21 protein-coding genes and 1 other RNA gene are annotated in these 19,616 nt (G+C 73.6%); 14 read left to right on the top strand and 8 right to left on the bottom strand.

Annotation, left to right across the window (positions count from 1 at the left end; translation table 11 throughout):
• The first annotated feature begins 23 nt into the window (after positions 1 to 23).
• Both OG389_RS11490 and OG389_RS11485 read left to right on the top strand, forming a co-directional pair.
• Positions 24 to 1,100 (top strand): Zn-dependent alcohol dehydrogenase, encoded by a 1,077-nt coding sequence (locus OG389_RS11490; protein WP_328298376.1) that lies wholly within the window; start codon positions 24 to 26, stop codon positions 1,098 to 1,100.
• A 24-nt stretch (positions 1,101 to 1,124) separates the two neighbouring features.
• A complete protein-coding gene (locus OG389_RS11485; RefSeq protein WP_328298375.1) occupies positions 1,125 to 2,069 on the top strand; it encodes a 3-oxoacyl-ACP reductase in 945 nt (314 codons plus the stop codon).
• Positions 2,070 to 2,149: 80 nt separating this feature from the next.
• Here OG389_RS11485 and OG389_RS11480 read toward each other — a convergent pair whose 3' ends face one another.
• Positions 2,150 to 3,337, bottom strand: coding sequence for a hypothetical protein (locus tag OG389_RS11480; protein WP_328298374.1), 1,188 nt, complete (start codon positions 3,335 to 3,337; stop codon positions 2,150 to 2,152).
• Positions 3,338 to 3,663: 326 nt separating this feature from the next.
• The gene (locus OG389_RS11475; RefSeq protein WP_328298373.1) at positions 3,664 to 3,945 is read right to left on the bottom strand and encodes a hypothetical protein; all 282 of its coding nucleotides are present in this window, start codon (positions 3,943 to 3,945) and stop codon (positions 3,664 to 3,666) included.
• 101 nt (positions 3,946 to 4,046) lie between these two features.
• Here OG389_RS11475 and OG389_RS11470 point away from each other — a divergent pair, with 101 nt between their 5' ends.
• Genes OG389_RS11470 through OG389_RS11460 form a run of 3 tightly spaced genes read left to right on the top strand, consistent with a single transcriptional unit; the run spans position 4,047 to position 6,975 of the window.
• Positions 4,047 to 4,904, top strand: a complete 858-nt coding sequence (locus tag OG389_RS11470; RefSeq protein WP_328298372.1) for a Nif3-like dinuclear metal center hexameric protein — start codon at positions 4,047 to 4,049, stop codon at positions 4,902 to 4,904.
• Positions 4,901 to 5,644 (top strand): zinc ribbon domain-containing protein, encoded by a 744-nt coding sequence (locus OG389_RS11465; RefSeq protein ID WP_328303689.1) that lies wholly within the window; start codon positions 4,901 to 4,903, stop codon positions 5,642 to 5,644. The genes OG389_RS11470 and OG389_RS11465 overlap by 4 nt, the downstream gene beginning before the upstream one ends.
• Positions 5,644 to 6,975, top strand: coding sequence for a bifunctional RNase H/acid phosphatase (locus tag OG389_RS11460; protein WP_328298371.1), 1,332 nt, complete (start codon positions 5,644 to 5,646; stop codon positions 6,973 to 6,975). Before OG389_RS11465 ends, OG389_RS11460 begins: the two co-directional genes overlap by 1 nt.
• 76 nt (positions 6,976 to 7,051) lie before the next feature.
• Here the strand turns inward: OG389_RS11460 and rnpB are convergent.
• Positions 7,052 to 7,453: RNase P RNA component class A (gene rnpB, locus OG389_RS11455), an RNA gene on the bottom strand.
• Positions 7,454 to 7,531: 78 nt separating this feature from the next.
• Here rnpB and OG389_RS11450 point away from each other — a divergent pair.
• A complete protein-coding gene (locus OG389_RS11450) occupies positions 7,532 to 8,320 on the top strand; it encodes a MerR family transcriptional regulator (RefSeq protein WP_328298370.1) in 789 nt (262 codons plus the stop codon).
• Positions 8,317 to 9,165: a hypothetical protein gene (locus tag OG389_RS11445; RefSeq protein WP_328298369.1), complete on the top strand. Its 849-nt coding sequence runs from the start codon at positions 8,317 to 8,319 to the stop codon at positions 9,163 to 9,165. The genes OG389_RS11450 and OG389_RS11445 overlap by 4 nt, the downstream gene beginning before the upstream one ends.
• Before the next feature lie 49 nt (positions 9,166 to 9,214).
• On the opposite strand, the gene OG389_RS11440 is transcribed toward OG389_RS11445, so the two are convergent.
• Positions 9,215 to 10,219 carry a helix-turn-helix transcriptional regulator gene (locus OG389_RS11440; protein WP_328298368.1) on the bottom strand — a complete coding sequence of 335 codons (1,005 nt, stop codon included), beginning with the start codon at positions 10,217 to 10,219 and terminating at the stop codon, positions 9,215 to 9,217.
• A gap of 131 nt (positions 10,220 to 10,350) precedes the next feature.
• Positions 10,351 to 11,286, bottom strand: coding sequence for a helix-turn-helix domain-containing protein (locus OG389_RS11435; protein WP_328298367.1), 936 nt, complete (start codon positions 11,284 to 11,286; stop codon positions 10,351 to 10,353).
• A gap of 302 nt (positions 11,287 to 11,588) precedes the next feature.
• On the opposite strand from OG389_RS11435, the gene OG389_RS11430 reads away from it, so the two are divergent.
• The 5 genes from OG389_RS11430 to OG389_RS11410 all read left to right on the top strand — a co-directional run bounded on the left by OG389_RS11430 (position 11,589) and on the right by OG389_RS11410 (position 14,320).
• Positions 11,589 to 11,918: a hypothetical protein gene (locus OG389_RS11430; protein ID WP_328298366.1), complete on the top strand. Its 330-nt coding sequence runs from the start codon at positions 11,589 to 11,591 to the stop codon at positions 11,916 to 11,918.
• Complete coding sequence (locus tag OG389_RS11425; RefSeq protein WP_328298365.1) at positions 11,915 to 12,664, top strand: peptidoglycan-binding domain-containing protein; 750 nt, start codon at positions 11,915 to 11,917, stop codon at positions 12,662 to 12,664. Before OG389_RS11430 ends, OG389_RS11425 begins: the two co-directional genes overlap by 4 nt.
• Positions 12,665 to 12,790: 126 nt before the next feature.
• Positions 12,791 to 13,315: a hypothetical protein gene (locus OG389_RS11420; protein WP_443059250.1), complete on the top strand. Its 525-nt coding sequence runs from the start codon at positions 12,791 to 12,793 to the stop codon at positions 13,313 to 13,315.
• Between the two features lie 83 nt (positions 13,316 to 13,398).
• Positions 13,399 to 13,821: a DUF2690 domain-containing protein gene (locus OG389_RS11415; protein ID WP_328298363.1), complete on the top strand. Its 423-nt coding sequence runs from the start codon at positions 13,399 to 13,401 to the stop codon at positions 13,819 to 13,821.
• A gap of 97 nt (positions 13,822 to 13,918) precedes the next feature.
• Positions 13,919 to 14,320, top strand: a complete 402-nt coding sequence (locus tag OG389_RS11410) for a hypothetical protein (protein WP_328298362.1) — start codon at positions 13,919 to 13,921, stop codon at positions 14,318 to 14,320.
• 211 nt (positions 14,321 to 14,531) lie between these two features.
• Here the strand turns inward: OG389_RS11410 and OG389_RS11405 are convergent, their stop codons facing one another.
• Positions 14,532 to 15,974 (bottom strand): RNB domain-containing ribonuclease, encoded by a 1,443-nt coding sequence (locus tag OG389_RS11405; protein ID WP_328298361.1) that lies wholly within the window; start codon positions 15,972 to 15,974, stop codon positions 14,532 to 14,534.
• A 106-nt stretch (positions 15,975 to 16,080) separates the two neighbouring features.
• Here OG389_RS11405 and yaaA point away from each other — a divergent pair, with 106 nt between their 5' ends.
• Positions 16,081 to 16,881: a peroxide stress protein YaaA gene (gene yaaA, locus OG389_RS11400; protein WP_328298360.1), complete on the top strand. Its 801-nt coding sequence runs from the start codon at positions 16,081 to 16,083 to the stop codon at positions 16,879 to 16,881.
• Positions 16,882 to 16,998: 117 nt separating this feature from the next.
• Here the strand turns inward: yaaA and OG389_RS11395 are convergent, their stop codons facing one another.
• Positions 16,999 to 17,637 carry a MerR family transcriptional regulator gene (locus OG389_RS11395; protein ID WP_328298359.1) on the bottom strand — a complete coding sequence of 213 codons (639 nt, stop codon included), beginning with the start codon at positions 17,635 to 17,637 and terminating at the stop codon, positions 16,999 to 17,001.
• A gap of 111 nt (positions 17,638 to 17,748) precedes the next feature.
• Between OG389_RS11395 and OG389_RS11390 the strand changes: the two genes are divergently transcribed.
• Positions 17,749 to 18,810 (top strand): hypothetical protein, encoded by a 1,062-nt coding sequence (locus OG389_RS11390; protein WP_443059249.1) that lies wholly within the window; start codon positions 17,749 to 17,751, stop codon positions 18,808 to 18,810.
• On the opposite strand, the gene OG389_RS11385 is transcribed toward OG389_RS11390, so the two are convergent.
• Positions 18,807 to 19,556, bottom strand: a complete 750-nt coding sequence (locus tag OG389_RS11385; RefSeq protein ID WP_328298358.1) for a bifunctional DNA primase/polymerase — start codon at positions 19,554 to 19,556, stop codon at positions 18,807 to 18,809. The two genes, OG389_RS11390 and OG389_RS11385, sit on opposite strands and share 4 nt — an antisense overlap.
• Between the last annotated feature and the right edge of the window lie 60 nt (positions 19,557 to 19,616).

Raw genomic sequence — 19,616 nt, 5'->3', positions numbered from 1 at the left:
AGACCCACAGAAGGAGCCGCACCGTGCGCGCAGCACTCCAGAGCGAGATAGGCCAGGACAAGCTCGAAGTCGTCGACGACATGGAGGCCGTGGGCTTCGGCCCCGGCAAGGTCAAGATCCGTATCAAGGCCACCGGCCTGTGCCACTCCGACCTCTCCGCCATGAGCGGGGTCCTCCCGCAGCCCGCCCCCTTCATCCCGGGCCACGAGGGCTCCGGCGTGATCACGGACGTGGGCGACGGGGTCACCAGCCACAAGATCGGCGACCGGGTACTGGTCTGCTGGCTCCCGCCGTGCGGTCACTGTCCCTCCTGCAAGCGCGGCCAGGGACACCTGTGCCTGGAGGCCTTCGGCAACGTGGCCACCCCCAACTTCAAGCGGGGCGACAGCAGCATCTTCGGCTTCGCGGGCACCGGCACCTTCGCCGAGGAGATGGTGGTCCCGGCGGGCTGCGCCGTACCCATCCCCGAGGACGTGCCCTTCGACATCGCCGCCCTGATCGGCTGCGGAGTCACCACCGGCCTCGGCGCGGCCATCAACACCGCCAAGGTGGAGGCCGGTTCCTCGGTCGCCGTCATCGGCTGCGGCGGCGTCGGCATCTCCGTCATCCAGGGCGCCAAGGTCCAGGGCGCGGCCCAGATCATCGCTGTCGACCCGGTCGCCTCGCGCCGCGAGGCCGCGCTGCGCTTCGGCGCCACCGAGGTGGTCTCCCCGGAGGCCTTCGCCGACGCCAAGAACCGGATCACCGCGGGCGAGGGCTTCGACTACGTCTTCGAGGTCGTCGGCAAGTCCCAGACCACGCAGACCGCGTACGAGATGACCCGCCGCGGCGGCTCCGTCGTCGTGGTCGGCGCCGGCGCGCTCGACGACAACTACTCGATCAACATGTTCTCCCTCTTCTTCGACGAGAAGAAGATCCTGCCCTCGATGTACGGCGGCGGCGACGTGCTCCGCTCCTACGAGCGCACCATCGCGCTGTGGCGGGCCGGCCGGGTGGACCTGGCGGGGCTGATCACGCACCGCGTGCAGCTCGCCGAGATCAACGACGCGCTCGACCAGATGCGTACGGGTGTCGCCCTGCGCACCTGCATCGAACTCTGACCCGTTTCGAGAGGAACCGTACGGATGTCACTGCCACTTGAGGGACTCGTCGCCATAGTCACCGGAGCCGGACGCGGCCTCGGCCGGTCCGAGGCGGTCGAGCTCGCCCGCCTCGGGGCGAGCGTGGTCGTCAACGACTTCGGCCAGAGCGGCCGCGACGGCTCGGGGGAGGCCTCGGCCGCCCCGGCGGAAGAGGTCGCCGAAGAGATCCGGGCGGCGGGCGGGCAGGCGGTGGCGCACCTCGGTGACGTGGCCGACTTCGAGCAGGCGCGCGAGCTGGTCGAGCTGGCCGTGAACAGCTTCGGCAAGCTCGACATCCTGGTCAACAACGCGGGCATCCTGCGTGACCGGATGGTCTTCTCGATGTCGGAGGCGGAGTGGGACTCGGTCATCCGGGTCCACCTCAAGGGCCACTTCAACACCACCCACTTCGCCTCCGTGCACTGGCGGGAGCGGTCCAAGGCGGCGGGCGGCCCGGTCTACGGCCGGATCATCAACACCTCCTCCGAGGCCTTCCTCGGCGGCTCGGCCGGCCAGCCCAACTACGCGGCGGCCAAGGGTGGCATCGTGGGCCTGACCACCTCGACCGCCCTGGCGCTCGCCAAGTACGGGGTCACGGCCAACGCCATCTGCCCGCGCGCCCGCACCCGGATGACCGAGGACGTCTTCGCCGGCTTCCAGGTCCCGGAGGAGGGCAAGCTCGACGCCCTCGCCCCCGAACACGTCTCCCCGCTGGTCGGCTACCTGGCCTCCCCGGCCTCGGCGAAGGCCAACGGCCAGCTGTTCGTGGTCCACGGCGGGATCGTGGTCGTGATGGAACGCCCGAAGGTGGCGGCGAAGTTCGACACCACCAAGGAGTCCTTCTCCTACGAGGAGCTCGACGAGGTCCTCACCCCGCACTACGACTCCCGCCCGGCGAACGAGACCTTCGCGGCGGCGGAAGTCCTCGGCCTCAAGCACGACGGCTGACCGGTACGCACGACGCCCGTGGGGTGGTGGGTCCGCGGACCCACCACCCCACGGGCGTTCCCGGCCGGCCCGGCGGGGGATCAGCCCAACGGGGCCTGCTGGAGGGGTACCGGGCGGGCCGGGGCCTTGGGGGCCGGGGCCGGGGGCAGGGGGATCGGGTCCAGGCGGACCGGTGGGGGCGGGGAGACCGGGATGTTCATGCCGAGGACCCCGCACGGCACCTCGGGAGTCGCGTACGGGAGGTGCAGGCGGCCCTCCCGGCTCCACCGGCCCGTCCCGCCGAGCCAGCCGGCCGGGGCGCCGAGCCGGAAGACGTGCCGGTCGGCGGGGCGCCACAGGGCGAGCCCGCTCACGTCGCCGCCGTAGCCGTCACCGGCCTCCTCCACCCGCAGCGCCACCCCGCAGTGCTCCGGCATCAGCACCTGCCCCGGCTGCACCGCGAACGGCGTCGCCGTGGCCCCGACGGCCCGCAGGCACTCCGGGAAGCGCACCGGGCGGGCACTGCCCAGGACCCCCCAGCCGAGCCGGGGTTCGCCCGGGGCGTCCGAGCGGATCAGCAGCAGCCCGCTGTCGGGGTCGGCCAGCAGCAGCCGGTCGTCGCTGTCCTCGGAGATCTGGAGCAGCGGCGAGACCTCCCCGGCCCGCTCCAGATCCACCGCCACGGCCTTGGTCACCGGCCCCCGCGGGCCGTCCAGTTCGCGGTCCAGCGCCAGCAGCCGGCCCGTCCGGTCCAGCCAGACCCCGCCCGAACAGCGGCCCGGGATCCGGGCGACCCGCTCCGGCCCGAACGGGGTCCCGGCCACCTGCCACACCGTGGTCGCGGCGGCGCCCACGGCCAGGGCGAAGGCCCCGCGCCCGTCCGGGGAAGGCGGCAGCAGCGTGACCCGTACGCCGTCCCCCGTCCCGCCATCCGTCCCGTCACCCGCTCCCGGGTCGTCCAGCGGGGAGATCGCACCGAGCTCCAGCTCCCCGGTCCGCGGACCCGCACCCGCTTCGCCCCCGCCCGTCGGGTACAGCAGCGCGAAGCCGTGGCGCTCCGCGACCCGGCGGTGGATCAGCACCCGCCCGTCGGCCAGCGGCAGCACCTCGCTGTCGGCCTCCTCGGGCTGCGCGAGCGGCAGCGGCACCGCGTACGGCTCGGGCCCGGTCAGCGTCCAGCGCTCCGGATACCGGGCCTCGCCGTCCCCGGCCAGCCGGGCGGCGTAGGAACCGTCCGCGGCGATGGTGAACGGGGCCGCGGTGGTCTTCTCGATGGCACAGACAGTCATCTGCGGGCACCTCCGCGGAGGAACGTAGTGATCGCGCTTCCCGCCGGACAACGCGACAACCCTCGCTTCACACATATGGGTGGCGGGCCGGTGATTCCACTGTGCGGAAGGTGGCGATTGTGCTGTGCGATATCGGGGCGTTTGGGGTGAGGGCGCTGGTTGGGCCGCCTGCGGCGTCCAGGACGACAAGGCGGGCAAGCACGCCACGGCCGGAGGCGGCAGCGAGAAGAAGGCCGCCGCCCAGGGCGGGAAGGACTCCGCGGAGGCGGCGAAGCGGAGGCGGCGAAGAGGACGGCGGCAGCCGGCCGCCCAGCGCCCGCGTCACCTCATTCCGGCAGCTCCTCCCCACCGCGGCCGCGCCACGGCTCCCCGTGCGGCGCCTCCACCCCGCCACCCGCGCGCACCGCCCCCTCAGGGTGACCGGCTCGTCGGTCGAGCCGGGACACCGGCTCCGGGACCGGCGCCGGATCGGCCTCCTCGCGGATCGGCTTGATCGCGACCGTGCGGCGGATGCGCCGGTCGATGCCCTCCCGGACCTCGCCCATGGCGCCCACGTCCAGGCGTCGGACCAGCTCAAACAGGGCGTCGAGCACTTCTCCGGCACGCATGGATCCCCCCGTTTCCCCTGCCGCCGCAGGCAGTATCCGCATCGGCCCGGGGATGGGACGGGAAGCGCCGGGCCGGTCGCCACGGACGGTAGCCTTGGCCTGTGCCCCGTCTCTCTGAAGTCATCGCCGCGCTGGACGCTCTGTGGCCCCCCTCGCGGGCCGAGGAGTGGGACTCCGTCGGCACTGTCTGCGGCGACCCCGAAGCCGAGGTCTCCCGGGTCCTGTTCGCCGTCGACCCGGTCCAGGAGATCGTCGACGAAGCGGTGAAGATGGGCGCCGACCTCCTGGTCACCCACCACCCCCTCTACCTGCGGGGCACCACCACCGTCGCGGCAGGCACCTTCAAGGGCCGCGTCGTGCACACGCTGATCAAGAACGACATCGCGCTGCACGTCGCCCACACCAACGCCGACACCGCCGACCCGGGCGTCTCGGACGCCCTCGCCGGCGCCCTCGACCTGCGCGTCACCGGCCCGCTGGTCCCCGACCCGAGCGACCCCGCCGGCCGCCGCGGCCTCGGCCGGATCTGCGAGCTGGACCGCCCCGAGACGCTGCGCGAGTTCACCGCGCGCGCCGCCGCCTGGCTCCAGCCGACCGCCCAGGGCATCCGCGTGGCCGGCGACCCCGACGCGCTGATCCGCACCGTCGCCGTCAGCGGCGGCTCCGGGGACAGCCTCTTCGCGCAGGTGCGCGCCGCGGGCGTCGACGCCTACGTCACCGCCGACCTGCGCCACCACCCGGTGTCCGAGGCACGCGAGCAGAACCCGCTCGCCCTCGTCGACGCCGCCCACTGGGCCACGGAATGGCCCTGGTGCGAGCAGGCCGCGGCCCAGCTCGACGCCATCTCCGAGCGCAACGGCTGGGGTCTGCGTACCCACGTCTCGCGCACGGTCACCGACCCGTGGACGGCGCACGCGCCGTCCGTGACACCCCCTTCTAACCCTGGAGCCCCCAACTGAACGCCGAGCCCGCCGACCAGATCCGACTTCTCGACGTCCAGGCCCTGGACGTCCGGCTGTCTCAGCTGACCCACAAGCGCAACACGCTGCCCGAGCACGCCGAGGTCGAGTCGCTGGCCTCGGACCTCACCCAGCAGCGGGACTTCCTCGTCGCGGCCCAGACGCAGGCGAGCGACGCCGCCCGCGAGCAGACCAAGGCCGAGCAGGACGTGGACCAGGTGCGCCAGCGTGCCGCCCGCGACCAGGCCCGCCTGGACTCCGGAGCCGGCATCTCGGCCCGCGACCTGGCCAACCTGCAGAGCGAGGTCGTCTCCCTCGCCAAGCGCCAGGGCGACCTGGAGGACGTGGTCCTCGAGGTCATGGAGCGCATGGAGACCGCGACGGAGCGCGTCACCGAGCTGACCGACCGGGTCGCCTCGCTGGAGGCCAAGCTGGCCGACGCCACCGCGCGCCGTGACGCCGCCACCGGCGAGCTCGACGCCGATGCCGCGGGCATCGCCAAGGACCGCGAGGTCATCGTCTCCGCGATGCCGGCCGCGCTGATCGCCCTGTACGAGAAGATCCGCGCCAAGCAGGGCGGCGTCGGCGCCGCCCGCCTGGCGCAGCGCCGCTGCGAGGGCTGCCGCCTGGAGCTCGACCTCGCCGAGGTCAACGAGATCAAGGCCGCCGCCCGCGACGAGGTCGTCCGCCACGAGAGCTGCGGCCGCATCCTGGTCCGCATGGCCGACTCGGGCATCTGATGCCGAAGTTCGTTGTGGAAGCCGACGGCGGCTCCCGGGGCAACCCGGGTCCCGCCGGCTACGGCTCCGTCGTCCTCGACCCGGCGACGGGCGAGACGCTGGCCGAGCGTGCGGAGTACATCGGCGTCGCGACGAACAACGTGGCCGAGTACAAGGGCCTGATCGCCGGGCTGAGGGCCGCCCGCGAGCTGGACCCGGACGCGGTGGTCCTCGTACGGATGGACTCCAAGCTCGTCGTCGAGCAGATGTCGGGTCGCTGGAAGATCAAGCACCCCGACATGAAGCCGCTCGCGGCCGAGGCGGCGAAGATCCTGCCGCGCGCGCAGGTGATGTACGAGTGGATCCCGCGCGAGAAGAACAAGCACGCGGACCGGCTCGCCAACGAGGCGATGGACGCGGGCAAGCGCGGCAAGCAGTGGGAGCCCGCGAACTCCTCGGCGGCGCTGGACTTCTCGGCGGCGCGCGCCCTGGCGGCCCCTCCTCCGGCGGGCCCCCCGGGTGACGCCGCCGCCGGCGCCGCGGCCGTCCGCGCCGCTCTCGCCGGTGCCTCCGGCGCTGGTCCGGGGGTCCGCGCGGCCGTCCCCGCGGCCGCCGGGACCGACACGCTGTTCGGGGACCTCGCGGATCCCGCGGACCTCGATGCCCTGGCCACCGCCCCGGCTCCCGTCCCCGCCCCGGCGGCGGGACAGGGCTGGGGCCCCGACATGGGTGCCCCGGCGACCTTCGTGCTGCTGCGCCACGGGGAGACCGCGCTCACCCCGCAGAAGCGCTTCTCCGGCAGCGGCGGCAGCGACCCGGAGCTCTCCGAAGCCGGCCGCCGCCAGGCCGCCGCGGTCGCCGAGTCGCTGGCCGCTCGCGGCACCGTCGAGGCGGTGATCAGCTCCCCGCTGCGGCGCTGCCGGGAGACCGCGCAGGCCGTCGCCGACCGGCTCGGGCTCACGGTCACCGTCGAAGAGGGGCTGCGCGAGGTCGACTTCGGCGCGTGGGAGGGGCTGACCTTCGCGGAGGCCCGCGAGCGCTTCCCGGCGGACCTCCAGGCATGGCTGGACTCCCCGAGGGCCGCCCCCACGGGCGGCGGCGAAAGCTTCGCGACCGCCACCCGGCGCATCTCGGCGACCCGGGACCGGCTGCTGGCCGAGCACGCGGGTCGCACGGTCCTGCTCGTCTCGCACGTGACGCCGGTCAAGATCCTGGTCCGGCTGGCCCTGGGCGCCCCGCCGGAGGCGCTGTTCCGCATGGAACTGTCAGCGGCCTCCCTGTCCGCGGTGGCCTACTACGCGGACGGCAACGCCTCCGTCCGCCTCCTGAACGACACGTCCCACCTGCGCTGATCCGCGCGGCCCGGACACACGACGAGGCCCCCGCCCGGTATGGGCGGGGGCCTCGCGTCGTACGCGTCGAAGACGGCAGACGAGCCGGCCTGTACGCCGGGTTCTGTCGCCCGGAGACCTCGCGGTCACCGGGGAGACGGCCATCCATCTAGGACCGGCGTTGCCGCCGGCCTCGTGCGGTCTACCCGCGAACTCGGGCGGGCAGCCCTCGAACGTCCGCGCAGGGCCGCCCGGAAACGGCCCTTCTTGACCTTGCTCCAGGTGGGGTTTACCTAGCCGCCTGAGTCACCTCAGGCGCTGGTGGTCTCTTACACCACCGTTTCACCCTTACCGGGGGCCTAAGCCCCAGGCGGTCTGTTTTCTGTGGCACTGTCCCGCGGGTCACCCCGGGTGGCCGTTAGCCACCACCCTGCCCTGTGGAGCCCGGACGTTCCTCGGCGGGATCCGGGGATCCCGACGCGGCCGTCCAGCCGACTCGTCTGTCGTGCCGACCATGTTACCGGCTGCGTCATCGCGACTTGACCTTGACGCAGCGGCAGGGTTTCTACTTGCCCGTATGCGCATCGGAGAGATCGCCGCGCTCGTCGGGGTCACCACCCGGGCGATCCGGCACTACCACCACATCGGCCTGCTCCCGGAGCCGGAGCGGCGACCCAACGGCTACCGCGCCTACAGCGTGCGCGACGCCGTCCGGCTGGCCCGCGTACGCCGGCTGACCGAGCTCGGGCTGAGCCTCGACGAGGTGCGCGACGTGCTCGCGGACGACGCGGGGCGCGAGCTGGCCGACGTACTGGAGGAGCTCGACGCCGACCTCGCCCGGCAGGAGGCCGAACTGGCCGAGCGCAGGCGGCGGCTGGCCGTCCTGCTCGCCGCCCCGCCGGGGGAGGTCGAACCGGTCTCGCCCGCGCTCGCCGCGCTGCTGGCCAAGGCGCCCGCGACGGACTCGCCGTCCGCCGCGCTCGACCGCGAGCACCTGAGCCTGCTGGACGCGTCGGGAGCCGTGGGGGAGGAGCTCTACGCCGCCCTCGGCACGGTCGCCGCCGATCCGGCCGTGCTCGGGCTGTACGAGCGGCTCGACGAGCTCGCCGACGCGGCCGCCGACGATCCGCGGATCGGGCCGCTCGCCGCGGAGCTGGTGGCCGCGGTGCCCGCCGAGGCGTTCGCGGCGATCCCGGGGGGCGACGGACGGACGGACGTGCCGGGCTTCGTGGAGGCCCTGCTCGCCGAGTACGCCCCGGCGCAGGCGGAAGTCGTCCGCCGGGTGATGGAGGCGTTCATGGACGCCGCCGGGACGGACGTAACCGCCGGGACCGACGTGACCGACAGGAAGAGGGGCCGGGCATGAGCGCGGTACGCGCGGCACGGATCGCGGTGGCCGCGGTGATCCCCGGGGAGCTGGCGCTGATGGTGTGCCTGGTGGCCGGCGTCCGGCCGCCCGGCTGGGTCCTCGCCGCCGCCGAGGCACTGGTGTGCGCGGTCCTCCTCCTGGAGGCCCGGGTGCTGTACTCCCTGTACGCCGCCTCGCGCGCCGGCGGCGCCGCCCCCCGCACGGCCCGCCGCGAGGCACTGCGGGCCGTGGTGCCCCTGCCCGTACGCCGGCTCCTGCTGCACGAGCTGCGCGCGTGCGCCGCGCTGGGCCGGTGGGCGCTGCGGCGGCGGCCGCACGGGGTGCGTCCAGAGGACCACGCGGCCGCGTACACCGGGCCGCAGACGGCCATGATGTACGGCCTGCTGTTCGTCTCCCTGATCGAGACGGTCGGGCTGGCCGTCCTGATCCCCTGGCCGACCGTCCACCGGGTGGTGCTCGTCCTCGACGTGTACGGGGTGGTGCTGGTGCTCGCGATGCACGCCGCCTGCGTCACCCGCCCGCACGTCGTGCGCCCCGACGGGACCCTGCGCATCCGCTACGGAGCCCTCTTCGACCTGACCGTCCCGCCGGACGCGGTGGCCTCGGTCCGGGTGGACCGACGCTACCCCGAGGGCCGGCTCGTCACCCTCTCCGAGGACGGGGTGCTGGACCTGGTCGTCGGCAGCCAGACCACCGTCACCGTGGAACTGGCCCGGCCGCTCGCCTTCCGCCGCCCGCTGGGCGCCCGCGCCGAGGCCCGCGTCCTGCGCTTCCACGCGGACGAGCCCCGCGCCCTGGTCGACACGCTGGTCAGCGCACTGCGGCAGCCCGCACCCCCGTGACGGGCTGCCGCAGTGCAGTCCCTTGCCCCCTGCCCTGCCCCTGCCGCCGTCAGAGCCACCCGCGCTGCGAGGCGCGCAGGCCGGCCTCGAAGCGGCTGCGCGCGCCGAGCCGTTCCATCAGGGCCGCCATGGAACGGCGGACCGTGCTCAGCGAGACCCCCAGCTGGTGGCCGGCCGCCTCGTCGGTCATGCCCTGGCTCAGCAGCCGCAGCAGCTCGCGCTCGGGCGGGGTCAGGCCGGTGCACTCGTCGCGCGGCCGGTCGCAGCCCAGCGGCAGGGAGGCCTCCCAGACCTGCTCGAAGAGGGCCGTCAGCGCCGCGACCGCGCCGGGCAGCCGCAGCACGACGGCGCCCGCGCGGGTGTCGGCCGGGTTCAGCGGCACCAGGGCGTGGGCCCGGTCGACCAGGATCATGCGCAGCGGGAGGGTGGGCACGGTCCGTACACCGCCGCCGTTGTCGGTGAGCCAGCGGGCGTAGTCGAGGGTCGGCGGATTGCCACGGACGCTGTCGAGGCAGACCGTGCGGACGCCGACCCCGCGCGACAGCAGCTGGGCGTCGTTCTCGCGGGCCGCCTCGATGGCGGCCGCGGACTGGCCGCCGCCCGGCATGAAGGTGCATATCTCCGACTCGGCCCGGTCCGCGATGAGTTCGAGGCGGGCCTGCACGGCGTCGATGCCGATGAGCCGCTCCGCCCCGCCGTCCGCGCCCTCGCCGGCCGCCGCCGGCCCGGGGCCCCGGCGCAGGCCGGAGATCATCCGGGAGACCGTCTCGTGGCTCTCGGCGATCTCCCGCTGCCGCCGGTCCAGTTCCTCCTGGTGGCGGCGGAGCATCAGCCGCATCCCGAGCTCCGGGCTGACCGCCCGCCAGGTGCCGGGTACCGCCCGGGACCGGCGCAGCAGCGAGGCCTCGGCGAGCCGGTCCAGGGCATCGCGCACGTCCGTCTCAGGACTCCCGAGATGCGCGGCGATCTGCTCGACGCCCCAGCCCTCGGGGCGGGTGGCCATCAGTCGGTAGACGGCATCGGTGGCCGGATCGAGCCCGAGCGTCGCGAACAAGGTGATCCTCCGTGGGGGACGAGGAGTCGTGCGCCGAGCGTGGCAAGCCGCCGCCCGCCTGTCTTGTCAAAAACGGCGCGCGGGCCGGGGGAGCCGGGCCGATCGGACGCCGAGCACCCGGACGGGGCGGCTCAGCCCGACAGCATCACGCTGCTGATCCGGCCCGGCATCCGGTCCAGGGACGACCCCGGTGCCAGGCCGCCGCGCAGGCGGACGAACTGCGACGGCGACAGCCCCGTCATCGCCTTCACCTCGCGGCTCAGGTGCGCCTGGTCGTGGTAGCCGCACACCGCCGCCACGTGCGCGGCCGCCGTTCCCGCCGCCAGCATCCGCAGCGCGTGCTGCAGTCGGAACACCCGGGCCACGGCCTTGGGGGACAGGCCGACCTGCTCGCGGAACCGGGCGCGCACGGTGCGGGCGCTCCACCCCGTCGAGGCGCTCACCCGGGTCAGGGAGCGGCTGTCCTGCCAGAGCCGGGAGAGCGCTCCGCCGACCTCGGGGGTGGGGGCGGGTGCGTGGGCGAGGCGGGCGCAGAGCACCTCGTCGAGCAAGGTGAAACGTTCCGTCCATGAGCCGAGCGCCTGGAGCCGTTCCGTCAGGTACCGGCCCCGCGTTCCGAGGACCTCCTCCAGGTCCACGTGCGCGTCCTCGAAGTGCCACATCGGCACGCCGAACAGCCGGTAGCAGCCCTGCGGGGTCATGTTCACCTCCAACCCGTACACCACACCCGCGTGCACCCCGATCGCCGGGACCGTGCGCGGGCCACTGATCATGGCCCGGGCCGCTGGCCGCAGCCGGGTCGTGCCGAGGTCCTCCGTACGCGTCACCCACAGGCCGTCGGAGAAGTTGAAGACCAGCGTCACGCAGCCCGTGGGGAGCTCCAGCCGGCGCCGCGGGGCGGTGAACTCGGTCTGGAACCCCGTGTAGTTGATGACGAGCTGCCGCAGGGGGACAGCCGGCCGGCGGCGCCGGGCCGAGCGGTTGTCCGGGGCGGGAGCGGGCGGCGCTCCCCGCCGGTCCACCGCATCGACCACGGCGACTGCGGCCACTCCATCGACGGAACCCATGTCCGGGCCCTCCCTCCGCTGTTGTGCGGCCGGTCGTACCGCGCGGTCGGCCGATGATGGCAGCCCCCGGGGCGTCATGACCAGAGCGTTCCGGCAGGCGGGTTCCGTGACACCAAGCGTTCAGGACCACTTGCTCTCACCCCGAACGCCTTCCGGGGGGTACCGGGCGGCGGCGATGCTTCTGCCGCGGCCGGAGAACACGGGCCGACAGCAAGGAAAGACGCCCCGACGGCACCGGATACGAAAGGAAGTGGCCCGCGATGTTCTTCGCCTTCTTCGGCCTCATCTGGGACTGACGCCCCATGCACCTCACGATGGCGGCGGTCGAACTGACAGCGAGCCCCGGGGCACCGCACCAACGCCTCGACCCGGCCCTGCTCACCGACGTGCTGTGGGCCTGCGCCAACCCGGCCGACGGGCCCGAGCACGTGACCGTACTGACCTCGCACGGCCGGGCCGACATGGTCCTCTACTGCCTCGCCGATTCCGCGCAGCAGGCCCGCTCCGCGGCGCTGCACTGCGTACGGCGGGCCCTCGGTACCTCCCCGCTGCTGACCGGCTGGACGGCGCGGGAACTCCCCCTCGACATCCCGGACATCCCCGGCACGCCCGATTCGGAGACACCCCAGTGAGAGCCAGCACCCCCGCCGCGTCCCGGCGCCGGACCTCCGCCACGGCAGCCGCGCTGCTCACCGCGGCCCTGCTCGTCCCCGTGCTCGGCGCCGCCCAGGCGCACGCCGTCGACACAGTGCGCCGGGAGCAGGCCAACCTGGCCGGCCTCGGCTACCTCGCGGCCGGTGGCGTGGACGGGGTCGACGGCCCCGGCACCCGGGCCGCCCTCAAGGAGTTCCAGCAGGACAACGGCCTCGCCGAGGACGGCGACTACGGGGACCGCAGCGAACTCGCCCTGCACCGGCAGGTCGAGGCGGTCCAGCGCAAGGCGGGGGTAGCGGCGGACGGACTCTACGGCGACGGCACCAAGGCGGCGGTCAAACGCTGGCAGGGCGCGCACGGCGAGAGCGCCGACGGGATCGCCGGCCCGGCCACGATGTCGGACATGGGAGTCCCGCGCACCCTCTACCAGGTCGCGCAGCGCCAGTTCGGGGCGCACGACTGGACGGTCTCCGCGCAGTTCGGCTGCCTGAAGAGCCTGTGGATCGGCGAGAGCAACTGGAAGGTCTACGCCACCAACCCCAGCAGCGGGGCGTACGGAATCCCGCAGTCGCTGCCCGGCAACAAGATGGCCGCCAGCGGCGGGGACTGGGCCAACAACCCGGTCACCCAGATCACATGGGGCCTGAAATACATCGACGAGCGGTACGGCACCCCGTGCAAGGCCTACGACACCTGGAAGGCCCGCTCGCCGCACTGGTACTAGGCCGCGCGCCGCGCCCCGGGCAGCCCCCTTCGGCCTCCCGGCACCCCCACCGAGCCCCCTCTCGGCGAAATCCATGTGGGTACCCGCGTGCCCACACCCGACCGATTCATCCCGCTGACAAAGGAAATGACCATGCGTATCAACCTGCGCCGTGCCACCCTCACCGCCGGATCCATCGCCGCCGCGGCCGTCCTGGCCCTGCCCGGCAACGCCTTCGCCGTCTCCAAGCTGTCCCAGTCCGCGGCGGCCTCCGCCCTCAGCGGGGCCGGGGTCACGCACTCCTCCAGCGGGGGCTGCACCACCCGCTCGAACGGCACCTGCACCTCGTACGACCAGATCAACCAGGCCACGGTGGACGGGCTCAAGACCCTCAGGAGTGCCAGCGGTTGTGCCATCAACGTCACCGGCGGCACCGAAGTGGGCCACGCCTCGGGCACCTACAGCCACTACAACGGCTACAAGGTGGACATCAACCCCAACACCTGCATCACGAACTACATCCACAACAGCTTCACGAAGATCTCCACCCGCAGCGACGGCGCGGAGCGCTGGCGCTCCTCGGCGGGCAACGTCTACGCCCGCGAGAGCAACCACTTCGACATCACCTTCTGCGGCGGCGCCACGGCCTGCACCAACGCGGCCAGCGCCTGATCCGCTGCGGCACCCCGCGCCGACACCCCACCCCACCCCACCGCACACCACCCCCTGCCACGCCCCATGTCCGAGGAGATCTCGTGAAGTCCGCCACCAAGCAGAAGCTGTCCATCGTGTTGACCACGGCCGCCCTGGTCGCCGGGGGCCTGATGAGCGCCCCGGCCGCCTCCGCCGCCACCAGCTGTCTCGGCGCCACCTGCAACGGAGTCAACCCGGCCAACACCACGTGCCAGAACGACGCCCGTACCGTGCGGACGGGCCCGTTCAGGGGTGTGGAGCTGCGCTACAGCCCCTCCTGCCGGGCTGCTTGGGGCCGGTTCCCCAACGCGCCGAAGGGTTCGCACATCGAGATCAAGAACAATCAGGGCAAGAAGTACACGACCAACGGCCCGTCCGGCGGCGGTACCTACTACAGCGTGATGATCAACGACAAGGACGTGAAGGCCTGGGCGTGCGGGGTCTGGGACGGCGGCAACCAGATGGAGTGCACCGAGGACTACTGACGAAGGTCGGTCCCGCCGCGGCGTCCGCCGCGGCGGACGCCACCCGCCCCGGACAACCGAAGGTCCCACGCCACACACACAGGAAGCCCCCGCAGCCATGCGCATCCTCCACGGCACCAAGAGCAAGGTCCTCGTCACCGGCGCCGCCCTGGCCGGCGCGCTCGCCCTCGCCACCGGACCGGCGTACGCGTCCTCCACGAACGTGTCCGGCCAGGTCGGCGGGAGCTACACGTACTACGGCACCGGGCGCACGATCACGGCCAACGGCTCCAACGTGTACCTCCAGATCAACAGCCTCGGCCTGGGCACGAAGGTCAAGTGGTACAAGTGCGACGACCGTTCCGTGCACGGCGCGGACGTGGAGGTGAACGACGGCCGCCGCCACCTGATCGGCTCCAACTTCAAGGCGGGCACCGTCTTCTGCCTGGCGGCCGCGGCCGACCTCAGCGAGACCAGGCTCACCTGGAGCGGCACCCTGAACTGGAACGTCTACTCCTGATCCACGCACCCCCAACCCCGCGGCGGGCACGCGGCCGTGACCGCGGCCTCCGACCGGTTCCCGTACGCCGCGGTGCGTCACGAGAGCCCGGCCGATTCGATCGGCCGGGCCGGTGGCGTTTTCCGTCAGCGGGTCGGTCAGAGGTCCTGGGCGACCTTTGCCGGGCGCCACCGACTGAGGCGCGGCGCGGATTCCAGCTCCACAACACGGCTCACGCGGGTACGAACAGCACCTTCGACGTCCCGGGATCCGCCTGCGTCAGGCGGACCCTGATCCGCTCGCCCAGCGGCAGCTCCCCGGACACGGCCTCGACCCGGCCGACCACCGCCGGGTCCTCCAGGTGGACCGTGCCGGCCCGCGGCTCCCGCTCCTTGACGTCGATGACCGTCGCCTCGAAGGTCTCCCCGACGTGGTCCTTGAGCAGCGCCGCCTCCACCAGGTCCACGGACTCCCGCTCCGCCGAGTTCGCCAGCCGGGTGCCGTCCGCCATCTCCTTCGGCAGGGTCTCGAGCGCGGCCGTCGCCCACCCCGGGGGTGCGGTTCCCGCGGCCGCCGCCACGCACAGCTCACCCGAGTACCGGTCGACGAGCCGGCGCAGCGGCGCGGTGCAGTGGGCGTACGGGGCCGCGACCGCCGCGTGCAGGGCGGGGTCCGGGGTCTCGCCGCCGGTGAAGACGGTGTAGCCGGCGCCGCGCAGCAGGGCCGTGCACTCCTGGAGGAAGGCGGCGTGGGCGGGCACGTGCGGATCGAGCCCTCGCACGAGCTCCGCGTACGGAACGTGGTGGGGCCACTCGATCCGCAGCGCCTTCGCGGCCCGGCGCAGCCGTCCGACCGCTCCGTCGGGGGCGGAGGGCAGGGTCCTCAGGATGCCGGTCCCGGCGGCGAGCATCAGCTCGGCGGCGGCCATGCCGGTCATCAGGGAGATCTGCGCGTTCCAGCCGTCGGCCGGGAGCGGAGCCCGGTAGGCCAGGCTGTACGAGCCCTCGTGCTCGACGATCTCCTGCTCGGGAACGTTCAGTGAGATGCCCCCGCATTCCGCCTCCAGCGTCTCGCGGAGCCGCCCGATCTCCTTCAGCAGGGCCAGCGGCTCCTCGGCGGTGCCCGCGTCGATGGCCTTCTGGACGCCGTCGTAGTCGAGCTTGGCCCGGCTGCGGACGAGCGCCCGGCGGACTCCGGTGTGCTCCACCCGCCCCTCGGCGTCCAGGTCGAGCCGCCACAGCAGGGCCGGGCAGGTCTGGTCGGGGAGCAGGCTGGCAGCGCCCTCCGAGAGTACGGACGGGTGCAGCGGGACCTTCTCGTCGGGGAAGTACAGGGTGGTGACCCGGCGGTGGGCCTCGGCGTCGAGGGCGCCACCGGGGGTGACGTAGGCCGCGACGTCGGCGATGGCGTAGTGCACGCGGTAGCCACCGGAGGAACGCTTCGCCAGGTGCATGGCCTGGTCCAGATCGCGCGCGGTCGGGGGATCGATGGTGAAGAGGGGGAGATCGGTGGCGTCGAAGTCCGGCAGGACCGGGTTGCGTACCGCCCGCTCCGCCTCGGCGAGTACGGGCGCCGGGAACTCCTCCGGCACCCCCAGCTTCGTCCGCAGTTCACGCAGCGCGGCCCGCAGGGCGGCCCCGTCTGCGCCGGCCATGATCATATGACGGCGTGGCATGAGCCGAGCCTATGGCCGGTGGGCCCGGGCGGCACGGCGAGCCGTCTACCCTGGTCGGGGGCCGCACCCCCGCCGCTGTGCCGTGCCCGTCCGAAGGAGAACCACCGTGCTCGTGCTGCTGCCGCCGTCCGAAGGAAAGGCCGCCGGCGGCTCCGGCGCACCGCTGAAGCCGGAGACGCTGTCGCTGCCGGGGCTGGCCGCGGCGCGGGCGGCGGTGCTGGAGGAGCTGGTCGAGCTGTGCATGGGCGACGAGCTCGAGGCGCGTGAGGTCCTGGGCCTGAGCGAGGGCCTGCGGGGCGAGGTCGCCAAGAACGCGGAGCTGCTGAACGCGGTGGCCCGCCCGGCGGGGGAGATCTACACGGGCGTCCTCTACGACGCGCTGGGCCTGTCGACCCTGCCGCCGGCGGCGGCGTCCCTCGCCTCCGAATCCCTGCTGGTCTTCTCGGGCCTGTGGGGAGCGGTCGGCGTCACGGACCGCATCCCCTCCTACCGCTGCTCGATGGGTGTGAAGCTGCCGGGGCTGGGCGCGCTGGGCGCGTTCTGGCGCGAACCGATGGCCTCGGTGATGCCGGAGGCGGCCGGGGAGGGCCTGGTCCTGGACCTGCGTTCCTCCGCCTACGCCGCCGCCTGGAAGCCGAAGGGCGAGGTCGCGGGGCGGACGGCCACGGTCCGGGTGCTGCACTCGCAGCTGGTCGACGGCGTGGAGAAGCGCTCGGTGGTGAGCCACTTCAACAAGGCCACCAAGGGCCGCCTGGTGCGCGACCTCCTGTCGGCGGGGGCGGCTCCCGCTTCCCCGGCGGAACTCGTGACGGCCCTGCGGGACCTGCGCTTCACGGTGGAGGCGGAGGCCCCCGCGAAGGCGGGCAAGGCCTGGTCCCTCGACGTGGTCGTGACCCAGATCCACTGATCCGCCGGCTCGTCAGTCACCCCCGGGCTGCAGGCCGGCCCGGGGGTGACTGACGAACCGGGGCCGCGGCCGGCCCGGGGCCACCGCAGGCCCCGGGGGCCACGGTCCGACCGCCCGTCACTCCGCCGGCGGGGTCCCGTAGGCGCGGGAGGACGTGTCCGTCTGGGCCAGTCTGCGCAGCGCCGCGAACATCGTGTCGCCCAGGACCGTGCCGACCGCCACCGATTCGACCAGGTCCTCCCGGGCCACCTCGCGGCCCACGTACGCGAGGTCCGCGCGGGCGACCAGCTCGGCCGCCTCCGCGTACGTGTCGAGCACTTCCGCGAACCCGCCGTGACCCGCCCGTTCCAGCGCCGCCAGCGCGGCGGCCAGCGCCTCCCCGGCCGGGGAACCCGCGTCGGCCCGCCAGCCGCGCCGCTCGATGATGTCGGCCACCTTCGCCCGCGCCAGGTCCGTCTCCGCGTCCGGCTCCCCGCCGTGCCCGGGCACCAGGAGGCTCGCCACGGAGCCGAGCAGTTTGTGGACCGAGCGGTCCTGGTCGTCGATGGCGCTCAGGATCTGCCCGATGGCGGCCAGGGGGAGCCTGCCCACCTCCAGGAGCCCGCGGATCAGCCGCAGCCTGCGCTCGTGGGCCTCTTCGTAGCGCGCCTGGTTGGGGCTGCTGAGCGCACCGGCCGGGAGCAGCCCCTCCCGGACGTAGTACTTGATCGTCGGTACCGGAACCCCGGTCCGTGAGCTCAGCTCTCCGATGCGCATGCCCGCGTCCGTCCGTTCCTGGTTCCTTGCGTGTGCCCTCCCCATCATAGATAGTGGCACTACCGGATAGCGGTAAGTGCCGCTATCCGTTCCTATCCGGGGGGTAGAGAGATGCACTTCGTGTTCCCGCGCGCCTGGCACCGTCCGCTGGTGGTGTTCGCCGGCGTGATGGTCCTGTGGGCGGCCGGCTGCGCCGTCGGACTCCTCGTCGACGACCGGACCCTGCTGGGCGCCCCGATCTGGGCCAAACCCTTCAAGTTCGCCGCCTCGTTCACCGCCTACGCGCTGAGCCTGGCCTGGATGCTCTCCCTGCTGGAACGGGCCCGGCCCCGGCTGGCGCGGCCGGCCCGGTGGGCGGGCACGGTGGTGGTGGCGGCCAGCGGCGTGGAGATGGTGCTCATCACCGGACAGGCGTTCCGGGGCAGGCGGAGCCACTTCAACGTGGCCACCCCCTTCGACGCGGGGGTGTACCAGGTCATGGCCGGGACCGTGGTGGTCCTCTGGGTGGCCACGCTGGTGATCGCCGTGCTGCTGTTCCGGGCCCCGATCGCCGACCGGGCGACCACCTGGGCGATACGGATCTCCACGGTCCTGGCGCTGGCCGGCGCCGGGATCGGCTTCCTGATGACCCGGCCCACGGACGCGCAGCTCGCGGCCGATGAGGACGGGGCCCCGATCGTGGGCGGGCACAGCGTGGGAGTGCCCGACGGCGGCCCGGGCATGCCGCTCACCGGCTGGTCCACCACCGGAGGCGACCTGCGCGTCCCGCACTTCGCCGGGATGCACGCGCTCCAGCTGCTGCCGCTCTTCGTCCTGGTCCTGGCCGCCCTGGGCACCCGGTTCGCCGGACTGCGCGAGGAGCGGGTGCGGCTGCGCCTGGTGCTGGTGGCGGGCGCGGTGTACGCGGCGCTACTGGCCCTGCTGACCTGGCAGGCCCTGCGCGGCCAGGCGCTGACCTCCCCGGACGGGCGGACGCTCGCCGCGGCCGCGCCGATCCTGGCGGCCGGCGCGGCGGGGGCCCTGCTCTGCCTGCTCCGGGCCCGCGGGGCCGCGGCGCCCGGCGGCGCGGGGGTATCCGGCCCCGGTTCCGCGCCGGGCGACCCGGCGCGGAACTCCGCGCGGCTCCAGGGGTTGTCGTCAAGCTCCCGTCTGCCGCACGGCGACAGGCCCTAGCGGCCCAGGGGCCAGGCCACCGCCGCAGGGGCGTGGTCGCTGGTGCCCGCGTACGTGGCGCACGCGTCGGTCAGCGTCTCCAGCAGGGTCAGCGGGTCGACGAGCGGGTGCTCAATGCCACGCAGCCAGGCCACCGCCAGGTCACCGGGGAGGGCGGCCGGCGGAACCAGCACGTAGCTGCCGCGGCAGTGCCACCGCAGTCCGGGGTGCTCGTCCATCGTCTCGGGGTGGCAGTCCAGTTCGCAGGGCCACCACTCGTCCTCGTCCTCGGGCGTTCCGCGGGTGGCCGTGAAGAAGAGCATCCGGGCCTGGTCGCCCGTACCGCCCGACTCGGCGACCGGGCCCACCTCGATGCCGGCGGCCAGCAGGCGCTCCAGCGCACTACGGCCTGCCTCCAGCGGGACGTCCAGTACGTCGTGGACCATGCCCGTCGCGGTGATGAAGTTGGCCGCGGGCTGATTGTGCGCCCAGCGCTCGATCTGCGCGCGGTCCGTCGTGGACTGCGTCTGCCAGGCGAAGGAGATGGGATGCCGTGCGGGCGTCGGACAGCCGATCCGGTCGCACGAACAGCGGTAGCCGGCGGGGTGTGCGGCGGGCGACAGGGGCAGACCCGCCGCCGCGGCGGCCAACAGCAGGGCCTCGCGTTCTCGTCCGGGGTCCTCGGCGTCGGGCTTCGGCTTGCGGCGCAGCCACTGGGAAATCCTGCTCTGCTCGCCGCGTTTGACGCGGCCCGACTCAGACCCCATCTATCCCCTCACCTACACCGTTACCCCTGCAGACCCTCACATGGTCCCACCATCCTGGGT

It is taken from the genome of Streptomyces sp. NBC_00435, assembly GCF_036014235.1.
Lineage (GTDB): Bacteria > Actinomycetota > Actinomycetes > Streptomycetales > Streptomycetaceae > Streptomyces.
Note: the sequence above shows the minus strand (reverse complement) of the source record. Positions and strands in the feature narration are given on the sequence as shown.